Origin of the sequence: Paenibacillus sp. PL91 (assembly GCF_012935325.2) — a bacterium.
GTDB lineage: Bacteria > Bacillota > Bacilli > Paenibacillales > Paenibacillaceae > Pristimantibacillus.
The window spans coordinates 513,624-538,600 of the sequence record NZ_JABBYG020000002.1; the positions used below are offsets into that span (position 1 = coordinate 513,624).

The 24,977-nt window shown below is 47.7% G+C and carries 26 protein-coding genes and 1 other annotated feature; of the genes, 4 read left to right on the plus strand and 22 right to left on the minus strand.

Translation table 11 applies throughout. The annotated features are described in order from the left end of the window. Positions 1 to 18: 18 nt before the first annotated feature. From HI950_RS07795 to lspA, 6 genes are all read right to left on the minus strand, one after another. A complete protein-coding gene (locus HI950_RS07795; protein ID WP_169083287.1) occupies positions 19 to 1,305 on the minus strand; it encodes a dihydroorotase in 1,287 nt (428 codons plus the stop codon). A gap of 42 nt (positions 1,306 to 1,347) precedes the next feature. Next, the gene (locus tag HI950_RS07800) at positions 1,348 to 2,247 is read right to left on the minus strand and encodes an aspartate carbamoyltransferase catalytic subunit (protein WP_169083288.1); all 900 of its coding nucleotides are present in this window, start codon (positions 2,245 to 2,247) and stop codon (positions 1,348 to 1,350) included. Further along, positions 2,228 to 2,815 carry a bifunctional pyr operon transcriptional regulator/uracil phosphoribosyltransferase PyrR gene (gene pyrR, locus HI950_RS07805; RefSeq protein ID WP_169083289.1) on the minus strand — a complete coding sequence of 196 codons (588 nt, stop codon included), beginning with the start codon at positions 2,813 to 2,815 and terminating at the stop codon, positions 2,228 to 2,230. Before pyrR ends, HI950_RS07800 begins: the two co-directional genes overlap by 20 nt. A gap of 339 nt (positions 2,816 to 3,154) precedes the next feature. Then, positions 3,155 to 4,390 carry an LL-diaminopimelate aminotransferase gene (locus tag HI950_RS07810; RefSeq protein WP_169083290.1) on the minus strand — a complete coding sequence of 412 codons (1,236 nt, stop codon included), beginning with the start codon at positions 4,388 to 4,390 and terminating at the stop codon, positions 3,155 to 3,157. Between the two features lie 119 nt (positions 4,391 to 4,509). Next, positions 4,510 to 5,448, minus strand: coding sequence for an RluA family pseudouridine synthase (locus HI950_RS07815; protein WP_169083291.1), 939 nt, complete (start codon positions 5,446 to 5,448; stop codon positions 4,510 to 4,512). Next, positions 5,429 to 5,950 carry a signal peptidase II gene (gene lspA, locus HI950_RS07820; protein ID WP_169083292.1) on the minus strand — a complete coding sequence of 174 codons (522 nt, stop codon included), beginning with the start codon at positions 5,948 to 5,950 and terminating at the stop codon, positions 5,429 to 5,431. The genes HI950_RS07815 and lspA overlap by 20 nt, the downstream gene beginning before the upstream one ends. 235 nt (positions 5,951 to 6,185) lie before the next feature. On the opposite strand from lspA, the gene HI950_RS07825 reads away from it, so the two are divergent. Further along, the gene (locus tag HI950_RS07825) at positions 6,186 to 6,914 is read left to right on the plus strand and encodes a TraR/DksA C4-type zinc finger protein (RefSeq protein ID WP_169083293.1); all 729 of its coding nucleotides are present in this window, start codon (positions 6,186 to 6,188) and stop codon (positions 6,912 to 6,914) included. A 5-nt stretch (positions 6,915 to 6,919) separates the two neighbouring features. Here the strand turns inward: HI950_RS07825 and HI950_RS07830 are convergent, their stop codons facing one another. From HI950_RS07830 to HI950_RS07870, 9 genes are all read right to left on the minus strand, one after another. Then, entirely contained in the window at positions 6,920 to 7,198 is a 279-nt protein-coding gene (locus HI950_RS07830; protein WP_411268079.1) for a DUF5665 domain-containing protein, read from the minus strand. Between the two features lie 203 nt (positions 7,199 to 7,401). Beyond that, positions 7,402 to 10,500 (minus strand): isoleucine--tRNA ligase, encoded by a 3,099-nt coding sequence (ileS, locus tag HI950_RS07835; RefSeq protein ID WP_169083295.1) that lies wholly within the window; start codon positions 10,498 to 10,500, stop codon positions 7,402 to 7,404. Between the two features lie 46 nt (positions 10,501 to 10,546). Beyond that, positions 10,547 to 10,850 (minus strand) — a binding site (T-box leader). Between the two features lie 78 nt (positions 10,851 to 10,928). After that, positions 10,929 to 11,426, minus strand: coding sequence for a DivIVA domain-containing protein (locus HI950_RS07840; protein WP_169083296.1), 498 nt, complete (start codon positions 11,424 to 11,426; stop codon positions 10,929 to 10,931). A 94-nt stretch (positions 11,427 to 11,520) separates the two neighbouring features. Next, positions 11,521 to 12,303: a YlmH family RNA-binding protein gene (locus HI950_RS07845; RefSeq protein WP_169083297.1), complete on the minus strand. Its 783-nt coding sequence runs from the start codon at positions 12,301 to 12,303 to the stop codon at positions 11,521 to 11,523. Positions 12,304 to 12,317: 14 nt separating this feature from the next. Continuing rightward, a complete protein-coding gene (locus HI950_RS07850) occupies positions 12,318 to 12,590 on the minus strand; it encodes a YggT family protein (RefSeq protein ID WP_223285161.1) in 273 nt (90 codons plus the stop codon). 7 nt (positions 12,591 to 12,597) lie between these two features. Further along, positions 12,598 to 13,047: a cell division protein SepF gene (locus HI950_RS07855; RefSeq protein ID WP_169083298.1), complete on the minus strand. Its 450-nt coding sequence runs from the start codon at positions 13,045 to 13,047 to the stop codon at positions 12,598 to 12,600. 3 nt (positions 13,048 to 13,050) lie between these two features. Beyond that, a complete protein-coding gene (locus HI950_RS07860; RefSeq protein WP_317618313.1) occupies positions 13,051 to 13,776 on the minus strand; it encodes a YggS family pyridoxal phosphate-dependent enzyme in 726 nt (241 codons plus the stop codon). Beyond that, complete coding sequence (gene pgeF, locus HI950_RS07865; RefSeq protein WP_169083300.1) at positions 13,773 to 14,624, minus strand: peptidoglycan editing factor PgeF; 852 nt, start codon at positions 14,622 to 14,624, stop codon at positions 13,773 to 13,775. Before pgeF ends, HI950_RS07860 begins: the two co-directional genes overlap by 4 nt. A 97-nt stretch (positions 14,625 to 14,721) precedes the next feature. Further along, positions 14,722 to 15,003, minus strand: a complete 282-nt coding sequence (locus HI950_RS07870; protein WP_169083301.1) for a YlmC/YmxH family sporulation protein — start codon at positions 15,001 to 15,003, stop codon at positions 14,722 to 14,724. Between the two features lie 216 nt (positions 15,004 to 15,219). Between HI950_RS07870 and HI950_RS07875 the strand changes: the two genes are divergently transcribed. Beyond that, entirely contained in the window at positions 15,220 to 15,789 is a 570-nt protein-coding gene (locus HI950_RS07875) for a TetR/AcrR family transcriptional regulator (RefSeq protein ID WP_169083302.1), read from the plus strand. A gap of 14 nt (positions 15,790 to 15,803) precedes the next feature. Next, on the plus strand, positions 15,804 to 16,232 hold the full coding sequence (locus tag HI950_RS07880) for a DUF3995 domain-containing protein (RefSeq protein WP_169083303.1): 429 nt from the start codon (positions 15,804 to 15,806) through the stop codon (positions 16,230 to 16,232). 64 nt (positions 16,233 to 16,296) lie between these two features. Here HI950_RS07880 and sigG read toward each other — a convergent pair whose 3' ends face one another. The 3 genes from sigG to spoIIGA form a co-directional block, all read right to left on the minus strand. Next, entirely contained in the window at positions 16,297 to 17,079 is a 783-nt protein-coding gene (gene sigG / locus HI950_RS07885; protein WP_056638991.1) for an RNA polymerase sporulation sigma factor SigG, read from the minus strand. A 103-nt stretch (positions 17,080 to 17,182) separates the two neighbouring features. After that, complete coding sequence (sigE, locus tag HI950_RS07890; RefSeq protein WP_053375506.1) at positions 17,183 to 17,905, minus strand: RNA polymerase sporulation sigma factor SigE; 723 nt, start codon at positions 17,903 to 17,905, stop codon at positions 17,183 to 17,185. 37 nt (positions 17,906 to 17,942) lie between these two features. Further along, positions 17,943 to 18,860 carry a sigma-E processing peptidase SpoIIGA gene (gene spoIIGA / locus HI950_RS07895; RefSeq protein ID WP_169083304.1) on the minus strand — a complete coding sequence of 306 codons (918 nt, stop codon included), beginning with the start codon at positions 18,858 to 18,860 and terminating at the stop codon, positions 17,943 to 17,945. A gap of 511 nt (positions 18,861 to 19,371) precedes the next feature. Between spoIIGA and HI950_RS07900 the strand changes: the two genes are divergently transcribed. Then, positions 19,372 to 19,896 (plus strand): DNA-binding response regulator, encoded by a 525-nt coding sequence (locus tag HI950_RS07900; protein WP_169083305.1) that lies wholly within the window; start codon positions 19,372 to 19,374, stop codon positions 19,894 to 19,896. Between the two features lie 223 nt (positions 19,897 to 20,119). Here HI950_RS07900 and ftsZ read toward each other — a convergent pair whose 3' ends face one another. From ftsZ to murA, 4 genes are all read right to left on the minus strand, one after another. Beyond that, positions 20,120 to 21,235, minus strand: a complete 1,116-nt coding sequence (gene ftsZ / locus HI950_RS07905; RefSeq protein WP_169083306.1) for a cell division protein FtsZ — start codon at positions 21,233 to 21,235, stop codon at positions 20,120 to 20,122. A 116-nt stretch (positions 21,236 to 21,351) separates the two neighbouring features. Continuing rightward, positions 21,352 to 22,593 carry a cell division protein FtsA gene (ftsA, locus tag HI950_RS07910; protein ID WP_169083307.1) on the minus strand — a complete coding sequence of 414 codons (1,242 nt, stop codon included), beginning with the start codon at positions 22,591 to 22,593 and terminating at the stop codon, positions 21,352 to 21,354. A 220-nt stretch (positions 22,594 to 22,813) separates the two neighbouring features. Further along, complete coding sequence (locus HI950_RS07915) at positions 22,814 to 23,584, minus strand: cell division protein FtsQ/DivIB (RefSeq protein WP_169083308.1); 771 nt, start codon at positions 23,582 to 23,584, stop codon at positions 22,814 to 22,816. 111 nt (positions 23,585 to 23,695) lie between these two features. Next, entirely contained in the window at positions 23,696 to 24,964 is a 1,269-nt protein-coding gene (murA, locus tag HI950_RS07920) for a UDP-N-acetylglucosamine 1-carboxyvinyltransferase (RefSeq protein WP_169083309.1), read from the minus strand. Between the last annotated feature and the right edge of the window lie 13 nt (positions 24,965 to 24,977).

Genomic DNA, 24,977 nt, shown 5'->3' on the forward strand with positions numbered 1-24,977 from the left:
TTAATTAAGTAGATATTATTATTCGGACCAGACGACAGCGCCGTCAACGATGGTTGTCACTGGCCAGCCGCTAAGCTTCCAGCCGCCGAATGGCGTATTGTTGCTCTTTGATGCAAAAGTGCTTGGATCAACCGAACGCTCGCTGTTCAAATCCACAATCGTTACATCGGCAGGTGCTCCTTGCTCTAATCGTCCAGTCGGAAGACGGAAGACGCGAGCCGGGTCTGCAGTCATGCGCTGCAAGAGGAAGCCAAGCGTCCATTTGCCGGTTTGTACGAATTTCGTATACAAGAGCGGGAAAGCCGTTTCGAAGCCGACGATGCCAAATGGCGCAAGCTGTACGCCGCGTGCCTTCTCTTCCGCGCTATGCGGGGCATGATCGGTAACGACCATATCGATCGTTCCATCCTCGAGCGCTTCGATGACCGCTTGGACGTCGCGCGGCGTGCGAAGCGGCGGATTCATTTTCCAATTGGCATTATCAAGGCCTGGAATGTCTTCGTCTGACAAAAGCAGGTGATGCGGGCAAACCTCAGCGGTTACCCGAACGCCGATTTGCTTCGCAAGGCGGATCAAGCGTACCGATTGCTCTGTGCTCACATGGCATACGTGATAGTGCACGCCCGTAGCTTCAGCCAGCAATACGTCTCTTCCTACATGAATCGCTTCCGATTCGTTCGGAATTCCTTTCAAGCCATGCTTGCGGGAAAACTCGCCTTCCGATGCCCAAGCGCCCTCAACCAATGTGTCGTCCTCGCAGTGCGCGATGATTGGCATATCCATCGACTGCGCAAGCGCCATCGCGTTTTTCATCATTTGCGCGTTTTGAACGCCTACACCGTCATCCGTGAAGCCAATCGCTCCTGCTTCTTTAAGTGAAGCAAAATCCGTCAGCTCGCGTCCTAGCTCGTTTTTAGTAATGGATGCGTAAGGCAGTACCTTAATTACTCCAACCTGCTCTGCTTTGTTCTTAATGTAGGAAACCGTCTCAGCTGTATCCGTTACCGGGCGCGTGTTAGGCATGCATGCAATCGTCGTGAAGCCGCCCTTAGCAGCGGAACGAGTACCTGTTGCGATATCTTCTTTATATTCAAAACCTGGATCGCGCAAATGAACGTGCATGTCGATAAAGCCTGGCGATACTAGTTTGCCCTGCGCATCAATAACCTCCGAGCTGCCTGTATCCGGCGTTTGTGCGCCGTCTACGATCGCTTCGATTTTACCGTTTGCGATTTGGATATGCTTGCTTTCTAGGCTGCCCGAAGTTTCATTCCATACGTTACCGTTAATTATCCATAATGACATGATCGTTTCACCCTCCGGTTGGTTCGTTCTATGTTGCTGCTATTAGCTGAGTGCGCGTTCTATGACGGCCATTCGAATCGGTACCCCATTTTCCATTTGCGGAAAAATGCGTGATTGCGGATGTTCAACCAGCTCATCGTCGATTTCTACGTTGCGATTGATTGGCGCTGGGTGCATGATGATCGCATGATTAGCAAGCTTGCTTGCTCTCTCCACCGTCAAGCCGTAATGCTCGCGGTAGCTCTCAGCGGAGCTCAGCATGCCGCTTTCATGGCGCTCGAGCTGTACGCGCAGCATCATGACGACATCTGATTTCAAAGCTTCATCTATAGTGACATAAGAGACATCCAGTTCAGCGGCTTGCATGTTCGGCGGTGAACAGAAGTTAACGTTAACCCCAAATTTCTGCAGCGCCCACAGATTCGATCTTGCAACTCTGCTGTGCAGCACATCTCCGACAATCGAAACCGTCAATCCTTTGAGTTGTCCAAAATGTTTGCGCATCGTATACATATCGAGGAGCGCTTGGGTAGGATGCTCGTTGTTGCCGTCTCCAGCATTGATTAGTGGTACTTTAATTTTTGTCGCCAGCTCGGCAAGAACGCCGATTGGCTTGAGCCGAATAATTCCAACATCGATTCCCATCGATTCCAGCGTGCGAACCGTATCGTAAATCGATTCACCCTTTTGTACGCTTGATACCGCGGAAGAGAAATTCAGCACCTCTGTTCCGAGACGCTTCTCAGCTACCTCGAAGGAAAAGCGCGTCCGCGTACTATTTTCGAAAAACATATTGGCTGCGAACTTGCCTTGCATCGTCGTGTGGACTTTCGTGGATTGGTTCTCCCAATAAGCCGCCCGATCAAGAATAGATTCAATCTCTTCCTTGCTTAGGTCCTTTAATCCGAGCAAACTCCGTTGCTTAAGCTGTGTCACCGTCATCCGGCTTGCCCCCTCTTGTTAATGTTACTTGATCGATTTGGTCGATTTCGGTAAGAGCTACTTCAATTTGCTCCTGCTTGGAGGTTGGCACGTTTTTGCCGACAAAATCAGGCCGAATCGGCAGTTCCCGATGCCCTCTGTCTACAAGCACCGCCAACTGGATGCTTTGCGGCCGTCCGCAATCCATAAGCGCGTCCATTGCCGCCCGGATCGTTCGTCCTGTGTAGAGCACATCATCGAACAATATGATTCGTTTGTCTTGGACCGTGAAGGGCACGCCGTCGGTATCGCTTATCGCCGCCGCGACTTCAACGTCCGCAGACATGCCGGCTTTGCGATCATCGCGGTAATGCGTGATGTCAAGCTCGCTCACGAGCACCGGCTTTCCTTCAATTTCCCTGATGCGTTCAGCAATGCGGTGCGCGAGGTAGATGCCCCGCGTGCGAATGCCTACGACTACGCAGTTATCGATGCCCTTGTTCTTCTCCACGATTTCATGAGCAATCCGCGTTAATGCCCGGCGAATTGCCGTTTCATCCATGATGACCAAATGCTCTTCTTCCGTCATTTCCGCTTACTCCTTCCATAATCGCCCAAATGCCAGGTTGCGACAAAAAAGCTCCTTGCAAAATTCGCAAGGAGCTTGTGATAAGCCATGAAGAGATAGGGTACATTCCCTCGCCGCTCTCGTCACAGAAAGCTGCACATTAGGATGTCCTATTCTTCTCTTCTATAGACTTGTTATTCACGCTACCTTGCCAGCCTCTCGGGACTGAGTTAAAGGTACTGCTGTTTATCAAAGGAATTATCCCACATTCGACATATGATGTCAAGTGAAAACGAATATTTCCGCTTGTACACCGTGTGAACCAATTCCGATCAGCTATACAAGAATAGCGTTAATTTGTTACAGGCTAAGCTTACGAATTCTTTCAACCGCTTTTTCCGTATTTTCGCGGCTGCCGAATGCTGTTAGGCGGAAGTAGCCTTGGCCGCTTTGTCCGAATCCTACACCCGGTGTTCCAACGATATTTGCTTCCGTAAGAAGCTTATCGAAGAATGCCCATGAATCCATGCCATTTGGCGTTTTCAGCCAGATGTAAGGCGCATTGACACCGCCGAATACTTCCAAACCGATCGATGCAAGACCGTCGCGGATAATCGCAGCGTTAGTCATATAGTAATCAACCAAAGTTTTGATTTGTGCTTTGCCTTCCTCCGAGTAAATAGCAGCAGCACCGCGTTGTGTCACATACGATACGCCATTGAATTTAGTCGTGTGGCGGCGATTCCACAAGTCGTTGAACAAAACTTCGTTACCGGAAGCATCAAAGCCTTTAAGCTCGCGCGGAACGACCGTATATGCGCAGCGTACGCCTGTGAAGCCAGCGGTCTTGGAGAAGCTGCGGAATTCGATAGCAACCTCGCGCGCGCCTTCGATTTCGTAGATGCTGTGCGGAACATCCTCTTCTTGGATGAATGACTCGTAAGCGGAATCGTAAAGGATGATACAGTTGTTCGCCTTCGCGTAATCAACCCATACCTTAAGCTCTTGCTTCGTCAATGTCATGCCAGTCGGGTTGTTCGGGTAGCACAAGTAAATAATATCAACCTTGCGGTCCGGCAGGCTTGGCTTAAAGTCGTTCTCAGCTGTGCACTCCAAGTAGGAGATGTTCTCATAGCGTTTTGTTTCTTGATTGTATTTGCCTGAGCGGCCAGCCATTACGTTCGTATCTACATACACAGGGTACACAGGATCTTGAACGGCAACGATGCTGTTTTCGCTGAAAATTTCTTGAATGTTGCCGACATCGCATTTGGAGCCGTCGCTTACGAATACTTCATTCGATGCGATTTCGATGCCGCGCGCTTTATAGTCATTTTCAATAATTGCGTTGACCAGAAAATCGTAGCCTTGCTCGGGGCCGTATCCGCGGAATGAGCCTGGAGCCGCAAGCTCGTCTACTGCGCTATGCATAGCTTTTAGAACCGCTTCTGGCAAGCCGCGAGTAACGTCGCCAATTCCTAGGCTGATAATTTCAGCATTTGGATTTTCTTGAATAAATTTTGTGCGGCGCTTTGCAATTTCAGAAAACAAGTAGCTGCCTTGCAGCTCCAAGTAATTTTGATTAATGGATGTCATTTCGTGTCACCTATCCTTATATTTTCATTAATTTCAGATGTTACTGTTAGAATAACTTACTTCACAGTTCGAAATAATGAATAAAGTGGTGAAAAGTTTGCACTTTTGCACGTTTTGAACTACCTGGATCTCAAGCTGCTAAGCACATTCTCAAAATCTGCCGGCAAAGGCATCTCGAACTCCAATCTCTCGCCGCTGCGCGGATGCGTAAAGCCGAGAAGCGCGGCATGCAAAGCTTGTCCCTTTAGCGCCACGGTCTTATTGCGCCCATAAACCGGATCTCCCGCAAGCGGATGTCCGATATATTTCATATGCACGCGAATTTGATGGGTGCGTCCCGTTTCGAGCTGCAGCTCGACAATCGTATAATCGCCCAAACGCTCCAGCACATGGAAATGGGTTACCGCGTGTCTGCTGTTGCGCTCCGTTACCGTAAACAGCTTCCGATCATTCAAGTCGCGTCCGATCGGCGCGTCAATAGTTCCCTGGTCATGCGGCAAATTGCCGTGCACAAGAGCGATATATTTGCGCGTTACCGTATGATCCTTCAACTGCTCCGCAAGGGAAATATGCGCGAGGTCATTTTTGGCTGCCATCAGCAATCCCGTCGTATCTTTGTCGATACGATGCACGATGCCTGGACGAATCATGCCATTTATGCCGGACAAATCCTTGCAGTGGTACATAAGCGCATTTACAAGCGTTCCGGACGAATGTCCCGGTGCGGGATGAACGACCATACCGCGCTTTTTATTGATGACAATAAGATCCGAATCCTCATAAATAACCTCAAGCGGAATGTTCTCAGGCACGATCGCAGCCTCTTCCGGTTCAGGTATATGAAGAACAACATGGTTGCCTTCCATTACCTTCACGTTCGCTTTTGCTACCTTCCCGTCTACCAGCACGGCTCCTGCTTTGATCCATTCCTGTACTTGCGTTCTCGATACGCCAGCATCGTCGATGCTGTCAGTTACAAACTTATCTACTCGTTCACCGGATTGCTCTGCTTCTGCGATCCATTCCAAAGGCTCTTCATTATACAGGCTGTTGCTCATGATTGTTATGATCCTTGTCCTCTCCATTTTGCAAACGTTTTTTATCATCCTTAGCGGACAACAACGTATCAATTAGTATTAATGCTACGCCGCAGACGATACCCGAATCCGCCACGTTAAAAATCGGAAATTCATAGCTGCCGAAGTTAAACTGCAGGAAGTCAACAACCTCACCAAACCGAGCGCGATCCAAGAAGTTGCCAATCGCACCTCCAAGCACAAGTCCTAGCCCAACGAGCAGCCAAGGCTTGGCAGACCGGCGAATCGACTGAATGTACCATATAATGCCCGTTACAATGACGATTGTAATAATAATGAAAAAAAGCCGTTGCTCCTGCAGGATGCCAAACGCAGCACCCCGATTTCGATGCGAAGTAATGAGAAAAAAATTACCGATAACGCTAATTTGATCCCCGATCTCAAGCTTTGTTTCAATTATTTTTTTTGTTACAAAATCAAGGACAAACACGATTACGGCTACCCAATAATAATAAAAACGCATCTAATCACTCCTAATTTTTTGTGAAGCAACATTTCAACCCCAGAGAGCTGCGTGTTGGTCCATTTCGAACCGACGCGATAGCTCCTTTCAAACAATTCCAATCAATTGTAGCATACTGGGCCAAACGAGAGCCAGCACGAAGCGTTGTTCTTCCATTGAAGCCCATACTGAAAATCCGCCTTTCGGCAAAAGCTAATACAGCAATTATGTTCCCTGCTAAGGAGGGCGCTCAAAAATGACAACCCTAACAAACGCTCATATTAAGCTGTTGCAAAGCAGGTTATTGGATGAGCAGCACGACATCGAACACAGGCTTGCAGAAAATGATCATTACGGATTATCCCATTCGCTTCGCGATGATACCGGCGAGCTTTCATCGATCGATAACCATCCAGGCGATATCGCAACCGAGCTGTACGAACGTGAAAAAGACGTTGCCCTGCTTGAACAGGAGGATCTGCATCTAAGACGTATCGATGCGGCGCTTGATGCGATAGCAAGCGGTTCATATGGCATTTGCTTGACTTGCAACGAGCCTATTCCGTTTGAGCGGCTTGATGCCGTTCCCGATACGCTGTATTGCATTGAGCATGCGCCTCGCCAGCATTTATCCCTGCGCAGGCCCGTTGAAGAATTAGTGCTTGATCCTCCATTTGGTCGAACAAGCATGGACGAGCATGACAATTACAACGGCTTTGACGGTGAGGATGCTTGGCAAATTGTTGAACAATGGGGCAATGCCGATTCACCTGCCATGTCAGAAAATCGAGATGTTGCCGATTATGATCATGTCGGCATTGAAGCTTATGAGAATGACGGCTTCGTTGAGCCGATCGAAAGCTTTCTTGCGACCGACATCACCGGCCGTCATGTCTCCGTGATTCGCAACCGGGAATATTCGCATTATTTGCATGCCGGCGAAGGAGATCACGGCCTTGAGACTGAAGAGCTTGACGAAAAATAAACAAATCAATACGTTTTTCCTTCAAGCTGGATTTGTACGATTCGAACGATGTCCGCGATATAGTCGCCGATAATCGGCAGGTTCAACGCACCTAATATACGCAGCACATAAAGAATCGTCGCAGCAAAAAAAGTAAAGCCGATTGCGATACCGACGCCTCGCGCCGTACCGGCAAGCAGATTTTTCCAAATCAGCGTTCTGGGGCGGTTCAGCAGTTGGACATAATCGGCAATTTGCGTACGCTCCAAATCTGTTGCGATATTTAACAGGCGTTTATCAAGCATGCTGAGCGAAGATTGCAGCTCGTTCAAATTTTTCGGTTGATCCGGGTTATTTGTTTTCATACGAGGCATCCCCTTTGTCAAACAATAAAACGAGGCCTAACCTCCCTGCCATTGCAGCTGTGCGACCATTTAAGTCGCTTGCTGCAGCAGCCGGTAGGCGACGGCCTCGTTTTTCGCTTGTTGTTTTCCTATATACTATATCCTTATCCGCGGATGAAAATCCCTATAACCTTCTCGCCGAGCGATACTCTCTCCATCTCAGGCGTTTCTTCATAGGATACTGACTGTACAAGCACATTATCGTGCAGGACATCCTTGAATGCTTCAAGAGCTGCTTTAAGCTCAGAATCTACATCCAGCACAAGGTCAATCCTTTTCTCGATCGGCAAATCCAGCTTTTTGCGCGTATCCTGAACGGCACGAATAACTTCGCGCACCCAGCCCTCCTGCTCAAGCTCCGGCGTAATATCCGTATTAAGCGCTACGGTAACGCCATAGCCTGATGCAGAAGCGAATCCAGACTTCGCTTGTTTTTCAACCAACAGCTCTTCAACGGCAATGGCCAGCTGCTCGCCCTCAGCGCTCGTGAAATCGAAGGTGCCACCATTCACAATGCTGCGTGTTTGGTCTGCATTTAAGCCTTTCAGCTGTGCCTGAATTGGCCCTACGTTTTTGCCATACTTTTTGCCGGCAACTTTAAGGTTCAGCTTGAGCGTAAAATCAACAAAGCCGCTGTCTGAATGTTGTACCGTAATCGCTTTGACGTTAATTTCGTCCTTCACGATGTCCTCGTATTCTGCCACGTTGAAATCACGATCCAGCGAAACGATAAGCTCGGATAATGGTTGACGCGTCTTGATGCCCGTTTCGTTCCGAACGTTGCGCGCAAGCTCAACGATTTGTTTCGCGCTTTCCATGTCGCGCTCCAGCGTCTCATCGATCGCAGCTTCGTCAGCTTTAGGGTAGTCAGCCAAATGAACGCTGCCCGCTCCGCCCAAGTTTCCGTATACATCCTCAGCTAGCAAAGGAGCATATGGCGCAATTAGACGAGACAGCGTAAGCAAAACGCTGCGGAGAGTCTGGTAAGCAGCCAGCTTGTCATCGGTAAGCCCGCTTCCCCAGAAACGGTCGCGCGAGCGTCTGATATACCAGTTGCTAAGCTCGTCAACAAACGTCTCAATCGATTTGGCCGGGTTAAGGAAATCATTAACCTCTAGTCCTTTGTTCACCGTGTTGATTAAGCTATTCAAGCGGGAAATGATCCAGCGATCCAGCTTGTTACCCGATTTGATCTCCTCATGTGCGTTAAAGTCAAAGCCGTCAATGGATGCATAAAGCGCAAAAAACGCATGCGTGTTGACGATAGTATCAATGACCTTCGATTTTGCCTCGCCTACGATGCCGCGCGAGAAACGTTTGCTGTTCCACGGCGCGCTGTCTGCAAGCAATGCCCAGCGGAATGCATCTGTGCCGTATTCGTTGATGATTTCCCATGGATCAATGACATTGCCTTTTGACTTCGACATCTTCTGGCCATTCTCATCCAAAATATGTCCGGTTGAGATAACCGCTTTGTAAGGCGCTTTGCCATTGTATAGCGTCGATACCGCCAGCAAGCTGTAGAACCAGCCGCGTGTCTGGTCAATGCCCTCGCAGATGATGTCTGCCGGGTATTGCTCGGAGAACTGCTGTTCATTCTCAAACGGGTGATGATGCTGCGCAAAAGGCATTGAGCCGCTGTCGAACCATACGTCGATCACTTCCGGTGTACGCGTCATTTCTGCGCCTTCGGCAAATGGAGATTTCAGCTTGATTCCATCTACATATGGCTTGTGGAGCTCGATATCCTCCGGCACGTCGCCGATTGCCATCGCGCGTAAATCAGCGATGCTGCTCGGCGAATATTCTTTGCCTGTCACTTCACAGAACCAAACATTAAGCGGCGTTCCCCAGTAGCGATTGCGGCTGATGTTCCAATCCACCAAATCCTCAAGGAACTTGCCAAAGCGGCCTTCGCGGATATGGCCTGGATACCAATCCACACTGTTGTTGTTAGCGATCAGTTGATCCTTAACAGCCGTTGTCTTAATGAACCAGCTTTCCATTGCATAATAGATCAATGGCGTTTTGCAGCGCCAGCAGAATGGATAGCTATGCTCGTAGCGCTCTTTCGAGTAGAGCAAGCCGCGCTCGCTCAAATTTTTGACGATATCGATATCAAGCTCGCTGTCTTTGACGAAACGACCCGCAAAATCCGTTACTTCCGCAACGTAGCGGCCAGCCAAATCAACGACGCTCAGCATACTGATTCCGTTCTCGCGCGATACTCTGTAGTCATCTTCGCCGTGTGCAGGCGCGATATGAACAATTCCTGTACCGCTTGTGTCGCTGACAAAATCGCCGGCAATGACGATATGTCCTTTCTCAATCGCAACGTAATTGAATGGCGGCTCATAGCTTAAGCCAACCAGCTCTGCGCCTTTCACAACGGATAGCACCTCATACTCATCCTTCAGCACGCTCTCAGCCAAATTTTGAGCAACGATATACACTTCGCCATTTTTGGAAGCGCGGATATAATCAAGCTCCGGATTTACAGCGAGCGCCACGTTAGCTGGCAGCGTCCATGGCGTAGTCGTCCAAGCGAGGACAAACTCTCCAGAATCCTTAAGCTTGAACTTCGCAGTCGCGCTTAGATCCTTTACATCCTCATAGCCCTGTGCAACCTCATGCGAACTGAGCGTCGTTTGGCAATCCGGGCAATACGGGCTAACACGATGTCCGCGGTACAGCAGGCCCTTGCCGTGAATGGTGGATAAAATATGCCAAACGCTCTCGATATACTCATTTTTAAGCGTAATGTATGGATTGTCTAGATCTGTCCAGTATCCGATCGCTTCTGTAAGCTCACGCCACTGCTTCTCGTATTCGAATACGCTGTCCTTACATTTTTTCACGAATTTCTCAATGCCGTATTCTTCAATTTCTTGTTTGCCGGAGATGCCCAGCTGCTTCTCAACGCCAAGCTCAACCGGAAGACCGTGCGTATCCCAGCCTGCTTTACGGATTACGCGGTAGCCTGCCATCGTCTTGTAACGACCGATAAAGTCTTTGATAACGCGGCCAAGCACGTGACCGATATGCGGTGCACCATTAGCGGTAGGCGGTCCTTCATAAAATACAAAATTCGGCTTGCCTTCCCGATTTTCAATTGATTTCTTGAAGGTATCCTCTGTCTTCCATTGCGCAAGCACTCGCATCTCACGACTGCGGGCACGTTCCTTTACATCTACGCGTTGCATATTCCAGCCTCCTAATTTTAAACAAAAATAAAGCCTCATCCCTATGAGAAGGGACGAGGCTTAGTCGCGTTACCACCCTTGTTCCGCATATTCTTCTGCCGTATTGCTAGCAAGAAGATGAAGGCTAACAGCTCTCTCGAACTGCGCTTCATGCGGCACCTTAGTCGCGAACGTTCTGTTCGCGTTCCCTGTAACGGGGGACAGCCGTCAGCACTTACTGCTGCTCTCGCAGGTTCGGCGCCGCTTCTCAGAGAGGATATTCCGAATTGGCTCACACACCGGGCTTTCAGCTGCCGCCGGCTCTCTGAGGAGTGACCCTAAGACGTACTTGTTCTCGTCAACGAAGTTTAGATCAATAATTCATTATCATTAGTTATAGCTTAACAACAGGCCAAATGTCAAATGTCATTTCGCCTATTTGTAGTTAATTACCCGAGCGTCAGCTCATGCTCTGCTTGTCTTACTTTCGGCTCAAGCGTATCCCAGCCGTCTACCGTGAGCAGCTCTAGCTGTGCTTCTACGAGCGTCCGGAAACGAGCGCGATACACAGATGCTTGCTTCTTAAGCTCTTCAACCTCAAGAGATACCTTGCGTGACTTCGCGAGCGAATCATTAATGATACGATCGGCATTTTTCTCCGATTCCTTAATGATCAGCTGCGCTTCCTTCTTCGCATTGCTTCTTACTTCGTCAGCGGCTTCCTGCGCGACAATAATCGTTTTGCTTAGCGTTTCTTCGATATTTGTAAAATGATTTAATCTTTCCTGCAGGCCAAGCAGCTGATTTTGCAGCTCTTTATTTTCACGAATGAGCGATTCATAGTCTTTGATGACTTGATCTAGAAATTCGTTGACTTCGTCCTCATCATAGCCGCGCAATCTCCGACCAAACTCTTTGTTATGTATGTCCAATGGCGATAAAGGCATTGGCGCACCTCCTCATGGTATTTGTGACTCTGGCAACCGGATTTACTATTGATGTGAACACTTTCGACAACTACAGGTAAAATCCTGCAATCGTTCAAATAAATTTGCCTATCCTGACGCGTATTCTGCCCTTTTTTGTCACACCATCGACCTCAATCACTTTAAATCGCCCAAGTCCCTTGAACGATACAACGTCTCCCGCGCGAAGCTGCTCGGATGGATCCTCTTCCGATTTCCAGTTCACTCTGCATCTGCCTGCTCGTATCGGATCTACAATTTTGGATCTGCTAATCCGATATACGTCGCTCGCAATGCCGTCCAATCGCATGGAAGCAACGGATAAGCTCATCTCCTCCAGCTTCGGCACAACTGTCTGCAGCTCTGTTAGCGGAATGATGTCCGTCAGAACATTAATGCGATGAACCTGTCTCAGGTGTATATTTAAGTAATCGGCAATTTCATCTAAAACGATGATATGGCAAAAATGTTCATGTACATGTATATCACCAATTCGATCACGTTTAATGCCAAGTCCGAGCAAGGCGCCCAAAAAATCACCATGATCAAGCTCAAGGCTAGCTTGTCCAGGCCCATTAACCGCAAGCACCGATATGCCAATCGCCTCATCATCCAAGCTGCGATAATCAGGTCCAATAATGGCCCGCTTCCGTTCTGCCAGGTCACTGCCGCCATCAAGGCGAACGCTCACATCTGGATTGCGATTGGCTAATATAGTCAGGATTTGCGCTTGCCTAGGGTCTAAAAAATCGGTCCGCTTCAGCTCATGCTGCTGTGCGGACCGCTCTATCCATTCCTCTGCCCGATCGACAAATGCTTTCTCATCGGGATGGAAATGATCATATATACCTTGTTTCATAAGATTCCATTCCTTTAGTTAACGAAAAATTTAATTACTCCCATCAACCCTGCAGCAATGAAACGCAAAGCGAAGAGAGCAATAATCGGGGATAGATCCAGCATGCCGCCAATCGGCGGGATAAATCGCCGGAATATTCCGAGATAAGGTTCTACCAGCTTGCCAAGAAACACACCGATAAAGCTATCGCGAGCATTTGGCAACCATGACAGCAGCACATATCCAATGATCATAAAACTGTAAATGCTTTGTAGTGTATTTATTGCTCCTTCAATACTATTTAACAACTCAAGGTCACCTCATTTTATTGTAGTCGTTCTCCTCGGCCAGCATTTCCGTTATAGCACCTTGAATTTCCACTGAATCCGGCGTGCATAGAAAAATATTTGGGCCTAGCTTAGAGATGCTCCCGCTTAAAGCGTACACTGTACCGCTTAGGAAATCAACAATCCGAACAGCAAGATCATTGCGGACGCGTTGCAAGTTAACGATGACGGCACGTCGCGAACGCAAATGGTCAGCAATTTCTTGTGCTTCATCATAAGAACGGGGCTCGCTAAGCACAACTCTTACATTTTTCTGCGAGTGAATGCTGACAACATTATTACTCTTTGTGTTTTTACGTGCCTCGAAGGGAGAAGTTTCAGCTTCTTGCTCTTCCTGCTGTACGACCCGTTCTCTCTCAACGACTTCTTCTTCATCCTGCAAGCCAAGAAAGCTCATAAACCGGTTCATGACACTCATCTATTATTCCTCCTCTTTCCCCACTAGTATCGTACCAAGGCGAATCCATGTCGCTCCTTCTTCAATTGCTACGTCAAAATCATTCGACATGCCCATTGATAAATGGATGATCGTATTTGGAAGTTCCGGGTGCTGCTGCAACTCATCCCGCAGCTCTCGTAAAGCTCTAAAAACTTTTCTCGTTTGCTCGGGTTCCGCTTCATACGGAGCCATCGTCATTAGACCGATTGGCTTAATCGAATGGAACCTTCTAAGCTGCTCTACAAATGAAAACAGCTGCTCTGGTTCAAGGCCTTGCTTTGAATCCTCGCCAGAGACATTTACCTGGATGAAGCAAGGAACGACAATGCCGAGCTGTGAAGCCCGCTTGTCGATTGCCTCAGCTAACGACAGCCTGTCCAATGAATGCATGTATGTAAACTTTCCAATGACGTCTTTCACTTTATTCGTTTGCAATGATCCGATAAAATGCCAAATGGGCTGCTCGTCCGCATTTTGCTCGGCATTCCCGCTGATCGCTTCCCATTTCTCCTGTGCGACCTTCCAGCGGTTTTCGCCAAGATGGCGCAAGCCGTGCTCGAAAACCGTTTTTGTCGTATTTAAGGACACATACTTAGTGACCGCAATAATTTGTATTTCTTCCCTGCTTCGTCCCGAACGCTCGCAAGCCTTCTGGATCCGCTCTTCTACGTGCTGAATTCTATCCTGTATAGTAGACAATTGCCTCACCTCTCCCGAATGCCGATCCAACTGGCCATTCGGCCGGTCATGCCACCTTCTTTGCGATGGGAAAAGAACAAATCCCTTCTGCATCCGGTGCACCACTCTGTTAATTCGATACGTATCGGCAAAATTCCTGCTTTTATCATAATCTGTCGGTTTATTTCTTTCAAGTCTAAGTTCGCTTTGTCAATACCTGCTGGCTTGAGCATCGTTTCAGCTTCTTCACCCTTCAGTCCAAGGCTCTCCAATAGCTGCTCGACTTGGTTTATAACCGGTCCATCAACCTCATAGCAGCATGCACTGATAGAGGGGCCTATCGCAGCAAGCAGCGCTTGCGGATTCGTTCCATAAGCGTTCACCATTGCTTGTATCGTCTCTGTAGCAATTTGCTGCACGGTGCCCTTCCAGCCGGCATGCGCAAGCGCGATCGCATCATGCTCGGGATCAAAGAAGTATAGAGGTACACAATCCGCATAAAAAGAAGCGAGCAGTACGCCCGGCACGTCCGTCATAATCGCATCGCAATCCTTTAGCACATCGTTCAGAGTCGCTCTGCCTCTGCCTTTCTCCGCTTCCGTCACCTGATACACACGGTTGCCATGCACCTGCTCGGCACAGGTCCAACTTTCGAATGGCCAGCCGACTGCATCAGTCAATAGCCGTCGATTCGCAATAACCGCTTCATCAAGATCGCCGACATGCAGGCCCATATTTAAAGAAGACCATGGCGCCTCGCTTACGCCGCCATCTCTTCCAGTAAACCCAGCCGTCAATCGCTCATGACGAGCACCCCATTTGGACAACAAAAAAAGCGAAGGTCCCTTCGCTGATTGCTTATGTTTAAAAGCTTCCATGTCGTTTTCACCTCTATTTAAAGGATTGTTGGCACGCCCGACATTTACTAAGGCACGCTGAGCAATCCTTCCATTCGTTTAGACACAGTTTACCGTGTTACGAGCGAGCGTGCAAATCGTCCTCCTCGGAACGCAGCTGCTTCGTATCATCCATTCTGACAAGCACAACATCCGCTCCGATCTTTACAATGTTGCGCCAAGGAATGACGACCTCCGTGCCGCTCCCGCCGAACATGCCAAGAAATTTTGTGAACTGCGGCACTACGATGGAATCGATGCGTCCCTGCCGCAAATCAAGCTCCAAATCGGATATTTGACCGAGCTTTTTGCCATCTACAATATTGATAACGTCCTTCGTCTGAAAATCAGATATTTTCATTTCCGTTCACCGCTTTTCAAATAGAGTGATCGTCCGTTTTGCCTCTCCTATAACTATATGAGCAATTTGCCCAAAATGTCCTTCTTCTCTAAAAAACGAGCTGTTGAAATTAAAATATATTTTTATGTACGACAGCGTACAATACTTTCCAATTGCCATCTTGCCTGTTATGATTAATGTACGCCATCGTACAATGAACTGGATTAGGGAGGCACCATGCCAAAAATCGTAGCGACCGAACTGGATTGGGTGAAGCTTGGACTTCAAATGTTCGCAAGTGGAGGAATTGAAGCTTTAGTAGTGGAGCAGCTAGCTAAGCAGCTCCGCAGCAGCAAAACCAGCTTTTACTGGTATTTTAAAAATCGTCATTTATTTGTTGAACGCATCGTTAATTATTGGCATGAAAAAGCGACCAGCTCGATCATTGCCATGATCCAGCAGCATCAGACCTTAGAACCGAAGCAGAAGGTGCAGCAGCTGCTTGCCGTCATGTTCAGCTCGAATGAAGGCAAGGACTTTGTTTATCATTTGCGAAAATTAGGAGCTTCGGAGCCTTCATACGCGGAAATGCTGCTTCAAATCGAGCAGCAGCGATTGGATTACATGAGCAGCCTGCTTAAGGAGTACGGTTTATCCGATGAGGCAGCATGCCGCACGTCCGAGCTATTGTACAGCTATTACTTAGGATGGCATGAGCGCAATAAGCATCGCACACTGTCCTCCAAGGAGGCAGAAAAGCAAATCAACCTGCTTTTGCCGTTTATCGAAAAAAATCTTGCCTTTTAACGGAGGGGATAAAGATGCAAGTGGTGCTTGCAAGTATGGTTAGCGCGGTGTTGTTTTTGATAGGGTGCATTCATTTGTATTGGCTGTTTGGGGGTCGCAAGGGCTTCTCCATCGCTATTCCGACTAGAAGCAATACAAATTCGCCGCTCTTTAAGCCAGGACTCTTTGGAGTCGCTGCCGTTACTTTGATTTTTTGGGCTGCTGCTGTTTCTCTTTTGATGTTTGTTGAGGTGTTTCCGCCAATTGGCCCTTCTTGGCTTCCCCGCTTTGCAGCCTGGTCGCTTGCAGTTGTGTTTCTCTTGCGAGCGATTGGTGAGTGTCGAGCGGTCGGTATTTTCAAAAGCATCCGCGACACCCCTTTTGCACGATTGGATTCGCTTATTTACTCTCCGCTCTGCCTGCTCCTAAGCGGTTTAACGTTCTGGATGCTGCTGCTCGCATAGTCTTTTTTGATCCGAATACGTACAAAAAAACGGTGCCTCGCGGCACCGTTTTTCTAGTTTCAACTCATGTTTTAACATGCTTTTGCATTTGCTGAATGGCTGACTTCTCAAGGCGCGAAACTTGCGCCTGCGAGATGCCGATTTCATCGGCTACTTCCATTTGTGTCTTTCCTTCAAAGAAACGCATGGACAAGATCATTTTTTCACGGTCGTTCAGCTTGTGCATCGCTTCCCGAAGCGCGATTTCTTCGATCCACGATACATCCTTGTTCCGCTCGTCGCTAATTTGATCCATTACATAAATCGGATCGCCGCCGTCATGGTAGATCGGTTCAAACAAAGAAACCGGATCCTGGATGGCGTCAAGCGCAAAAACGACGTCTTCCTTCGGAACATTCAGCGCCTCAGATATTTCAAAGATCGTCGGCTCGCGTGAATTTTTGTTCGTCAAGCTATCTCTGACTTGAAGCGCCTTATAGGCAATATCCCTCAAGCTTCGTGATACGCGAATCGGGTTATTGTCTCGCAAGTAACGGCGTATTTCCCCGATAATCATCGGTACGGCATAGGTGGAAAATTTGACGTTTTGGCCAAGGTCGAAATTATCTATCGCCTTCATAAGTCCGATGCAGCCGACTTGGAACAAGTCGTCCACAAACTCTCCCCTATTGTTAAACCGTTGTATAACGCTAAGCACTAGCCGTAGGTTGCCGTTTACTAATTTCTCTCTTGCTGCCCACTCGTTGCGGGTTTGCAATGCCGTAAACAATTCTCTCATTTCGACATTATTTAGGACAGGCAGTTTCGCGGTATCCACTCCACAGATCTCGACTTTATTTCGGGTCAACGTGATTACCTCCCAAGGAGAAACATTAATGTACATTATCTCCTTGGGTGGTCTTTTTATTCCTATTGCGACATCGTTCGACAACCGCAAGCGTGGTGCGGCCTTACACCATTTTGTTAAATTCTTTTCGAAGTCTTTTTATAATCCGCTTCTCCAGGCGCGAAATATACGACTGCGAAATGCCAAGAAGATCAGCCACATCCTTTTGCGTTTTCTCCTCGCCATCGGCAAGCCCGAAGCGAAGCTCCATAATAATCCGCTCCCTCTCCGAGAGCTTATCCAGCGCTTTATGGAGCAGCTTGCGGTCCACCTGCTCTTCGATATTACGATAAATCGTATCGTTCTCCGTACCGAGCACATCGGATAAAAGCAGCTCATTGCCGTCCCAATCAATGTTAAGCGGTTCGTCGAAGGATACTTCTGTACGGGTTTTACTGTTGCGACGCAAATACATCAATATTTCATTTTCGATACAACGCGAGGCGTAAGTCGCAAGCTTGATCTTTTTTTCCGGATCAAAGGTGTTTACCGCCTTAATGAGACCAATCGCGCCAATCGATACGAGATCTTCAATATGAATGCCGGTATTTTCAAACTTACGGGCAATATATACGACAAGCCTTAAATTTCGTTCAATAAGCATTGCACGAATAGCCGTATCGCCCGTAGGCAGCTTTTCCAGCAAATATTCTTCCTCTTCACGTGTCAATGGAGGTGGAAGCGCTTCACTACCACCGATGTAATAAATTTCTTCGCTTTTTAATCCGAATAAAAACATAATGCGATAATAATATAACTGAAGGATCAATTTGTACTTGACGAGCATCTGGCCCATCCCTCCTCGTTTGTATGAGCATACGGTTTTATTGTTGTACCATAGACGGATGGATAATGGCTCGATATGCCCCATCAGACGTTAGCTTTCCGCCGTCAAGCCCGATAAGCACCTTCCGCGTTTCAAATACTTGTCCTTCCCTAGTAATCTCAACTGCATCCGGCTTTATCGCTAGCATGAACTGTGACCCTCGGTTGACACCTCTGAATGGAACGAGACGAAGCCTATCCTGCCACACGAAGGGCTGTTCATCCATTCCCGCTACAAGACGATCCACTTGTGCATCTCGTATGCTATTCAACCACGATTCGGGCAAATCATCTTGCCATAAGGAAGCTTCCATCACCATGACCGGCGTTCGTGTTAACGGATCATAGAGCTGATTGCCGGTGTCAATCAGGCCAACGCAGGTTTGAATACGATCTCCAATAGTAATTTTGACTTCAGCTAGATGAGTGTGCACCAGCTCCCTTTCTCGTTTTTGCGTCAATACGGTACGGTATATATACAGTCCGATACAAAACGCAGCAATTAAATAAAACAGTCCCATCTTGAGCTCCACGCGCATGCTGCCGTTTACGAACGTAATCGTCCTCCAAACCTCGCCGGACCCTTGCATGAACAAATAATAGAGCCCAAGCACCGCACCGGCGGCAACAAAGTTAACCGCATAAAATGCCGCCACATTTCTCAAAAAATGCTGAATGGACGCGAACCCAAAAGCAATCCACACCATCAAAAGCGACATCCCGATTTTTACGGCTAATGTAAATAAAAAGGATAATTGTGGAAAAAGCATCAAAACGACATAACAAGCTCCGACAGCAGAAGCCAATAACACCCGCCAAGGTCGTGGTTTTAGATGACGGGCCCATGCGGAAGTTAATAGAATAGCACCATCAACAAGCAGCTCTCGCAAAAACATAACATCCACATAAATAGCCACTTCGGTCACCTTCCTGCACTGGCGGTAAACGGGCCTGCAGCCGGCTCCCGGGAGAACGATTGAGACTAGTATATTAAAATCCTATTTCAAAGTCTGTCTATTCATGACAGCATGACATATCTTTTTTTGTCGAGTAGCTGTATAAAAACCGCCCGTAATTTTGTTTGGAAAAATAGTACGCTTCGAATCAAAGATATATAGTTATGAAACACCTCTATTCAAAAGAGGTATGCTTTTACCATCTTCAGAGATAGATTATCGATCGAAACACCGATGTAACGCAGTAAAGAGCACTTTCCACCACGGATACGTAGATTGCTGAAGTATGCGGATTTTTAGTCTGGAGGGAGTTGATTCTTTTGTCGTTTGGATCGGTCTACGAACGCTGGCTGGAGGTAATCTGAATTCACGTAAGGGAGAGAGCAGGCGAAGACTCGAGCAAGGTCTTGGACATGCAGAAAAACATTTTTTAGAAACGGTATGGTATCCAGCCTTTATGGGGCTGAGCGGGTTGTATCCTGAGTATGAAATTTCTGCTTCCGTGACGGCACCCGTTTTTTTGGATTTTGCATATCTAAAGGCTGGCTTGCAGCTCGCCATTGAAATCAATGGCTTTCTCACACATCCAGCAGAAATGACTCGCTGGCAGTTTTCTGATTCCTTAATGCGCCAGAACCATCTTATTCTCGACGGTTGGAAAATCTTACGCTTCTCGTATGACGACATAAAAGAAAAACCTCGCATATGCCAGCAGCTGCTTCAACAATTTATGGGTAAGAGCTTGATTGGAAAAAAGAATGAATCTAGTGCAGAGAATTTTTTGCAGCTGGAGGTTTTAAAATATTCATCCCGTTTGGAGCATCCTATTCGTCCAGCAGACGTAATTGCGCTTTTAAAAATCAAAAAAAGAGATGCTCAAAAGCTGCTGCAGAGCATGGTACAAAAACAAATGCTGCCTGCGGGCAACGGTACAAAAAGGATTCGATGCTACAAAATAAACCCCGAACAACAAACGTCATTATCTGCATCTTTGTAGACAGCGCAAATTTGTAGCTGTAATCACATATTTGCGCTTACGGCTGACATTCGACCATGCTCCACACGACGATCTTACCCTGTATGCGCATATAGGTGCTTGCAGGGTGAAATTTGTTACTATCCCCGTAAGCACCAATATGCGCTTACGACAGCTATGAGCCCCCTATGACATAAAAAAAAACGCCCCACCCTATAACAGGTGAGGCGTAAATAATAAAGCTCTAGCGATCGCTGCGAGGGCGATTGCGAAGGAATGCAGGAATTTCTAGTTGATCACTAGATGTATTGCTAGAACCAAAAGGCTTAACCGGATTAGCATTGCCTGCTTGTCTTGTATCCGTAGCTTCTGGCTGTTGCTGCGGAATACGGCGAGCTGCAGCCGATTTATGCTCAAAGCCCGTTGCAATAACGGTTACTTTAATTTCATCCTTCAAATCTTCATCGATGATAGCACCAAAAATCATGTTCACATCCGGATCAGATGCCGAAATGACGATTTCAGCCGCCTCATTCACTTCATAAAGTGAAAGGTTGCTGCCGCCTGTAATATTCATAATAACGCCGCGAGCGCCGTCAATCGATGTTTCAAGCAACGGGCTCATGATTGCTTTGCGCGCCGCTTCAGCAGCACGGTTCTCGCCAGTTGCGATACCGATACCCATCAAAGCAGATCCGCGTTCTGTCATAATCGTCTTCACGTCTGCAAAGTCAAGGTTGATCAAACCCGGTACGGCGATTAGATCGGAGATGCCTTGTACCGCTTGACGAAGCACATTATCCGCTTCGCGGAACGCTTCCAGCATCGGAGTCTTCTTGTCTACGATTTCAAGCAAACGGTCATTTGGGATTACGATCAGCGTGTCTACCTTTTCTTTAAGCGCTTCGATGCCAAGCTCAGCTTGTCCCGAGCGCTTGCGGCCTTCAAAGGTAAACGGACGCGTGACAACCCCAACTGTCAATGCACCGCATTCGCGGGCAATTTCAGCTATTACCGGAGCTGCGCCTGTTCCTGTTCCGCCGCCCATGCCAGCGGTAACGAATACCATGTCCGAGCCTTTAAGCTGGTTCATAATAATTTCGCGGGATTCCTCAGCAGCCTTGCTGCCTACATCTGGATTAGCACCGGCACCAAGACCGCGTGTCAGCTTGTCGCCGATTTGCAGCTTATGCTCGGATTTAGCCAAGTGCAGCGCTTGTGCGTCGGTATTTACCGTAATAAATTCGACGCCTTTAACACCATTTTCGATCATACGGTTAACGGCATTGCTGCCGCCACCGCCTACACCTATTACTTTAATTTGAGCAAGTTGTTCAAGCTCAAAGTCGAATTCCAACATCTTCATTTTCCCCCAGTCAAGCGTAAACTGCTGATAGTATCAGTGATCTATACAGCAACGTTTCGCGGTAAAATATAAGCATCGTATAGAGGTGAATCTTATATTATCTTATATTTTCAAATAAATTCATTAAACATGCTTTTGATCCGCTCGAACATACCGGGTTTCGTTGAAGCTGCTGGACTTGCTTTGCGGCTTGCCGTTTTCTTCACTGCTCCTGTTCCTCGAGCTCCCATATATTTCGACACGTATTGGATCATGCCAACTCCGCTGCTGAATGCCGGATCCCTTACTCCGATATAATCAGGCAATGCGATTCTGACGGAAGACTCCAGCTCTGTCTGGGCCAAAGCGAGCGTTCCTGGCATCGAAACGGAGCCACCGGTTAAGACATAGCCGTTAACCTTATCCCCATAGCCGAGTCGACGTACTTCTTGGCGAACCAGATGGAAAATTTCTTGCATGCGCGGTTCAATAATGCTTGCAAGGTCAACCTGCGAAAATTCCTTCTCCACATTGCTGCCCATGCGAGTAACCTTAAACTTCACATCTTCAGCCGCGTCGAGCACGTTCGCGCATCCGTATTTCAGTTTAATTTTCTCCGCTTGATCGCTTTGTGTACGCAAGCCGTAAGCGATATCGTTCGTTACATATTCGCCGCCGATTGGCAGCGTTGATGTAGCAGCAAGTCCGCCTTGATCATAAATCGCGATCGTGCATGAGCCCGCTCCAATATCCGTTAGTACAGTGCCCATCGATTTCTCATCCTTGGTCAGTGATACAACACCTGACGCTAATGATAACAAAATGACACCAGAAATACGAAGGCCTGCTTTCTCTACACAACGCATAAGGTTGTGTATCGCAGTCTTCGTCCCCGTGACGATGGTCGCCTCCACTTCGAGACGCACTCCAATCATACCTCGTGGGTCGGAAATACCTTCCAAACCGTCAACTAAATACTGTTTCGGCACCAAATTAATAATTTCACGCTCTGGCGGCAGCGCTACAACTTTAGCTGCTTGCAGTACGCGTTCAATATCTTCTTCCCCAATTTCACGATCCTCGTTGGATACTGCAACGACGCCACGATTGGTCTGCAGTGCGATATGGTTGCCCTGAATTCCTACGTAAACATCTGATATTTGAATGCCTACCATGCGCTCCGCATGCTCAATTGCATTTCGGATCGATTGCACGGTTTGGTCAATATCTACAATTGCTCCTTTGCGAATACCCTCTGAGTCGGCTGATCCAACTCCAATAATATTAATGGCTCCATTATTCACTTCACCAATAATAGCACGAACTTTGGATGTACCGATGTCCAAACTGACGATGATGTCGTTACTGCTCATCCTGCGGCACCTCCGTTTCAAATAAAAATTAATATTTCACTTGTTCAAGGTCTTCCTACTTATTCAACGCCTTTAATATTTTCCCTCTTTTTTCAACAAAATTTTCGTAGTATTTTCGCTTTTTGTCGAGTCCCGCCCCTTGCAGTACTCTATATTTCCTAATGTTATCCAGCCTCATCGAGTATAAATGCGATAAATAAAATTCTACCATTCTTTGAAGCTATTGAGTAGTCTCTTTTTGATCAGCGTCCATATTTTCTAGACTTTCGCTCTGAAATGGTACATATGTATCCGCAAGCAGCATCGTGATTTTGCCTGGCTCCTGTGTCTCGATAACTGCATTCAGCGCTTCAATCTTCTCCGTAAGCACAGAAACGGCTGTGACCACTTCAAATTTCGTTCGTGTATATATCCTTATGCGATCAGGATAAGCCGATGAAGGATAAGGGATAATCTCCGAAAGGTCAGAGAGCTGCTTAGTCGTTATCTTGCCGAGCTGTGTCGTTAATGCTGCCTTGACTGGATTATCGTCGGTCCAGCCAGACAGAACCGGCTTGTCCACAAGCTGCATAACGTCGCTGTCGGCTTCCACGGTTGTGCCATTAGACAAGAGCGCTGTCATTTCCCCTTGCTTGGAAAGCTCGAAGGCAACCACCGGAAACTCCTCCACTGCAATTTTAAGAAGACCAGGAAATACCTTTGTAACCTTCACATCATTTACTTGCGGCAGCGTCAAAACTCTTTCTTTGATCGTCGAGGATGAAGTGCGGAAGAACGCATCGCCAACCAAGATCGCAGCTGCCTTGCCAATTTCTTCATGCGTAACAAATCTTGTACCCTCAATTTGGATTTCGGAAACCTTGCTTATGGAAGAATTAAAAAATAATACCGCCAGCAGAGCAACAAACAATAGAATAAGTATGGTTAACAGCTTTCGGCTGCCCATTCGCTTTCGATTAGGTTCCTTCAGTACAGGCATCTGCGAGCTCATAACTTGTCCCTTCTTTCCCCAAAAAACATCCGGCTAACCTCTATGCTTCAGCTTTCGCTTTGCATCAATAGGGTACCGGCTGTTTCTATCTTGCAGCTCATGCGCATAGTATTAGTTATTAGGCACCGGAGAATATCGCGAAATGCGCGCACCCAGCCTAGATAACATCGTTTCGATTTTCTCGTAGCCGCGGTCGATGTGATGGATTTGCTCTACGACCGTCTTTCCTTGCGCTGCTAGACCCGCAATGACTAGGGCTGCGCCCGCTCGCAGGTCTGTCGCCTCCACCGTAGCTCCATAAAGCCTTGGCACACCACGAATGAATGCGGCATTCATATCCACGCGAATGTCGGCGCCCATGCGCGACAGTTCATCCACATGCTTTAGTCTGCCTTCAAAAATCGTTTCCTTCAATACGCTTACACCATCAGCAAGCGTAAGCAGCACCATAACCTGAGACTGCAAATCGGTAGGAAAAGCCGGATATGGAGAGGTTACAATCCTCTCAACCGCTTTGGGTCTGGCTGCACTGCCAACTTTAATTATATCACCGTCGACAACGATTTGAACACCTGCCCTGCGCAGAACATGAATCAATGAGGATAAATGGGCCGGCTGCGTATTTTGGAGCGTTACATGACCGCGTGTCGCGGCGGCAGCTACCATAATCGTCCCAGCTACTATACGGTCGGGAATGACTTTATAACGACATGGTGTTAGCGACTGTACCCCATCTATCGTTATCGTGTCGGTTCCGGCACCCATAATCTTCGCGCCCATCGCATTTAGAAAACGCTGCAAATCTTGAATCTCCGGCTCACGTGCGGCGTTGCTAATTGTAGTTCGGCCCTCCGCCAAAGCAGCGGCCATCATAATGTTTTCTGTTGCTCCAACGCTTGGAAAACTTAAATGAATATCGGCGCCCAGCAATTTGTCCGCACGGCATATAATACGGTTGCCGAATTCTTCGATCTCTGCCCCAAGCGCCTTCAAGCCCTCTAAATGAAGATCGATCTTTCTCTCACCAATTGCACAGCCCCCAGGCAGGTAAACCTGCGTCTCTCCAAACCTAGCTAGCAAAGGCCCCATTAGAAAAATAGAAGAGCGCATCTGTCTCATTAACGATTCCGGCACGTGAGAGGTATGTGCAGTTTCAGTATCCAGCACTACGGTTCCTCCCGAATGCTCGGCGCGGCATCCTAATTCGCGCAAAATGTTCAGCATGACATCGATGTCCAGCAATTCAGGCACATGATCAATCGTTGTTGTGCCTTCGGCCAGCAGACTGGCAGCCAGAATCGGCAAAGCGGCATTTTTCGCTCCTTGGATAACTATGGTTCCTGAGAGAGGTTTCCCACCTTCAATCACCAATTTGTCCAATGTATCACCTCCG

Bases quoted from the DNA above. Each gene is read 5' to 3' on its own strand.
- HI950_RS07795 (WP_169083287.1), bottom strand. From the start codon at position 1,305: ATGTCATTATGGATAATTAACGGTAACGTATGGAATGAAACTTCGGGC.
- HI950_RS07800 (WP_169083288.1), bottom strand. From the start codon at position 2,247: ATGACGGTGACACAGCTTAAGCAACGGAGTTTGCTCGGATTAAAGGAC.
- pyrR (WP_169083289.1), bottom strand. From the start codon at position 2,815: ATGACGGAAGAAGAGCATTTGGTCATCATGGATGAAACGGCAATTCGC.
- HI950_RS07810 (WP_169083290.1), bottom strand. From the start codon at position 4,390: ATGACATCCATTAATCAAAATTACTTGGAGCTGCAAGGCAGCTACTTG.
- HI950_RS07815 (WP_169083291.1), bottom strand. From the start codon at position 5,448: ATGAGCAACAGCCTGTATAATGAAGAGCCTTTGGAATGGATCGCAGAA.
- lspA (WP_169083292.1), bottom strand. From the start codon at position 5,950: ATGCGTTTTTATTATTATTGGGTAGCCGTAATCGTGTTTGTCCTTGAT.
- HI950_RS07825 (WP_169083293.1), top strand. From the start codon at position 6,186: ATGACAACCCTAACAAACGCTCATATTAAGCTGTTGCAAAGCAGGTTA.
- HI950_RS07830 (WP_411268079.1), bottom strand. From the start codon at position 7,198: ATGCTTGATAAACGCCTGTTAAATATCGCAACAGATTTGGAGCGTACG.
- ileS (WP_169083295.1), bottom strand. From the start codon at position 10,500: ATGCAACGCGTAGATGTAAAGGAACGTGCCCGCAGTCGTGAGATGCGA.
- HI950_RS07840 (WP_169083296.1), bottom strand. From the start codon at position 11,426: ATGCCTTTATCGCCATTGGACATACATAACAAAGAGTTTGGTCGGAGA.
- HI950_RS07845 (WP_169083297.1), bottom strand. From the start codon at position 12,303: ATGAAACAAGGTATATATGATCATTTCCATCCCGATGAGAAAGCATTT.
- HI950_RS07855 (WP_169083298.1), bottom strand. From the start codon at position 13,047: ATGAGTGTCATGAACCGGTTTATGAGCTTTCTTGGCTTGCAGGATGAA.
- pgeF (WP_169083300.1), bottom strand. From the start codon at position 14,624: ATGGAAGCTTTTAAACATAAGCAATCAGCGAAGGGACCTTCGCTTTTT.
- HI950_RS07870 (WP_169083301.1), bottom strand. From the start codon at position 15,003: ATGAAAATATCTGATTTTCAGACGAAGGACGTTATCAATATTGTAGAT.
- HI950_RS07875 (WP_169083302.1), top strand. From the start codon at position 15,220: ATGCCAAAAATCGTAGCGACCGAACTGGATTGGGTGAAGCTTGGACTT.
- HI950_RS07880 (WP_169083303.1), top strand. From the start codon at position 15,804: ATGCAAGTGGTGCTTGCAAGTATGGTTAGCGCGGTGTTGTTTTTGATA.
- sigE (WP_053375506.1), bottom strand. From the start codon at position 17,905: ATGCTCGTCAAGTACAAATTGATCCTTCAGTTATATTATTATCGCATT.
- ftsZ (WP_169083306.1), bottom strand. From the start codon at position 21,235: ATGTTGGAATTCGACTTTGAGCTTGAACAACTTGCTCAAATTAAAGTA.
- ftsA (WP_169083307.1), bottom strand. From the start codon at position 22,593: ATGAGCAGTAACGACATCATCGTCAGTTTGGACATCGGTACATCCAAA.
- HI950_RS07915 (WP_169083308.1), bottom strand. From the start codon at position 23,584: ATGAGCTCGCAGATGCCTGTACTGAAGGAACCTAATCGAAAGCGAATG.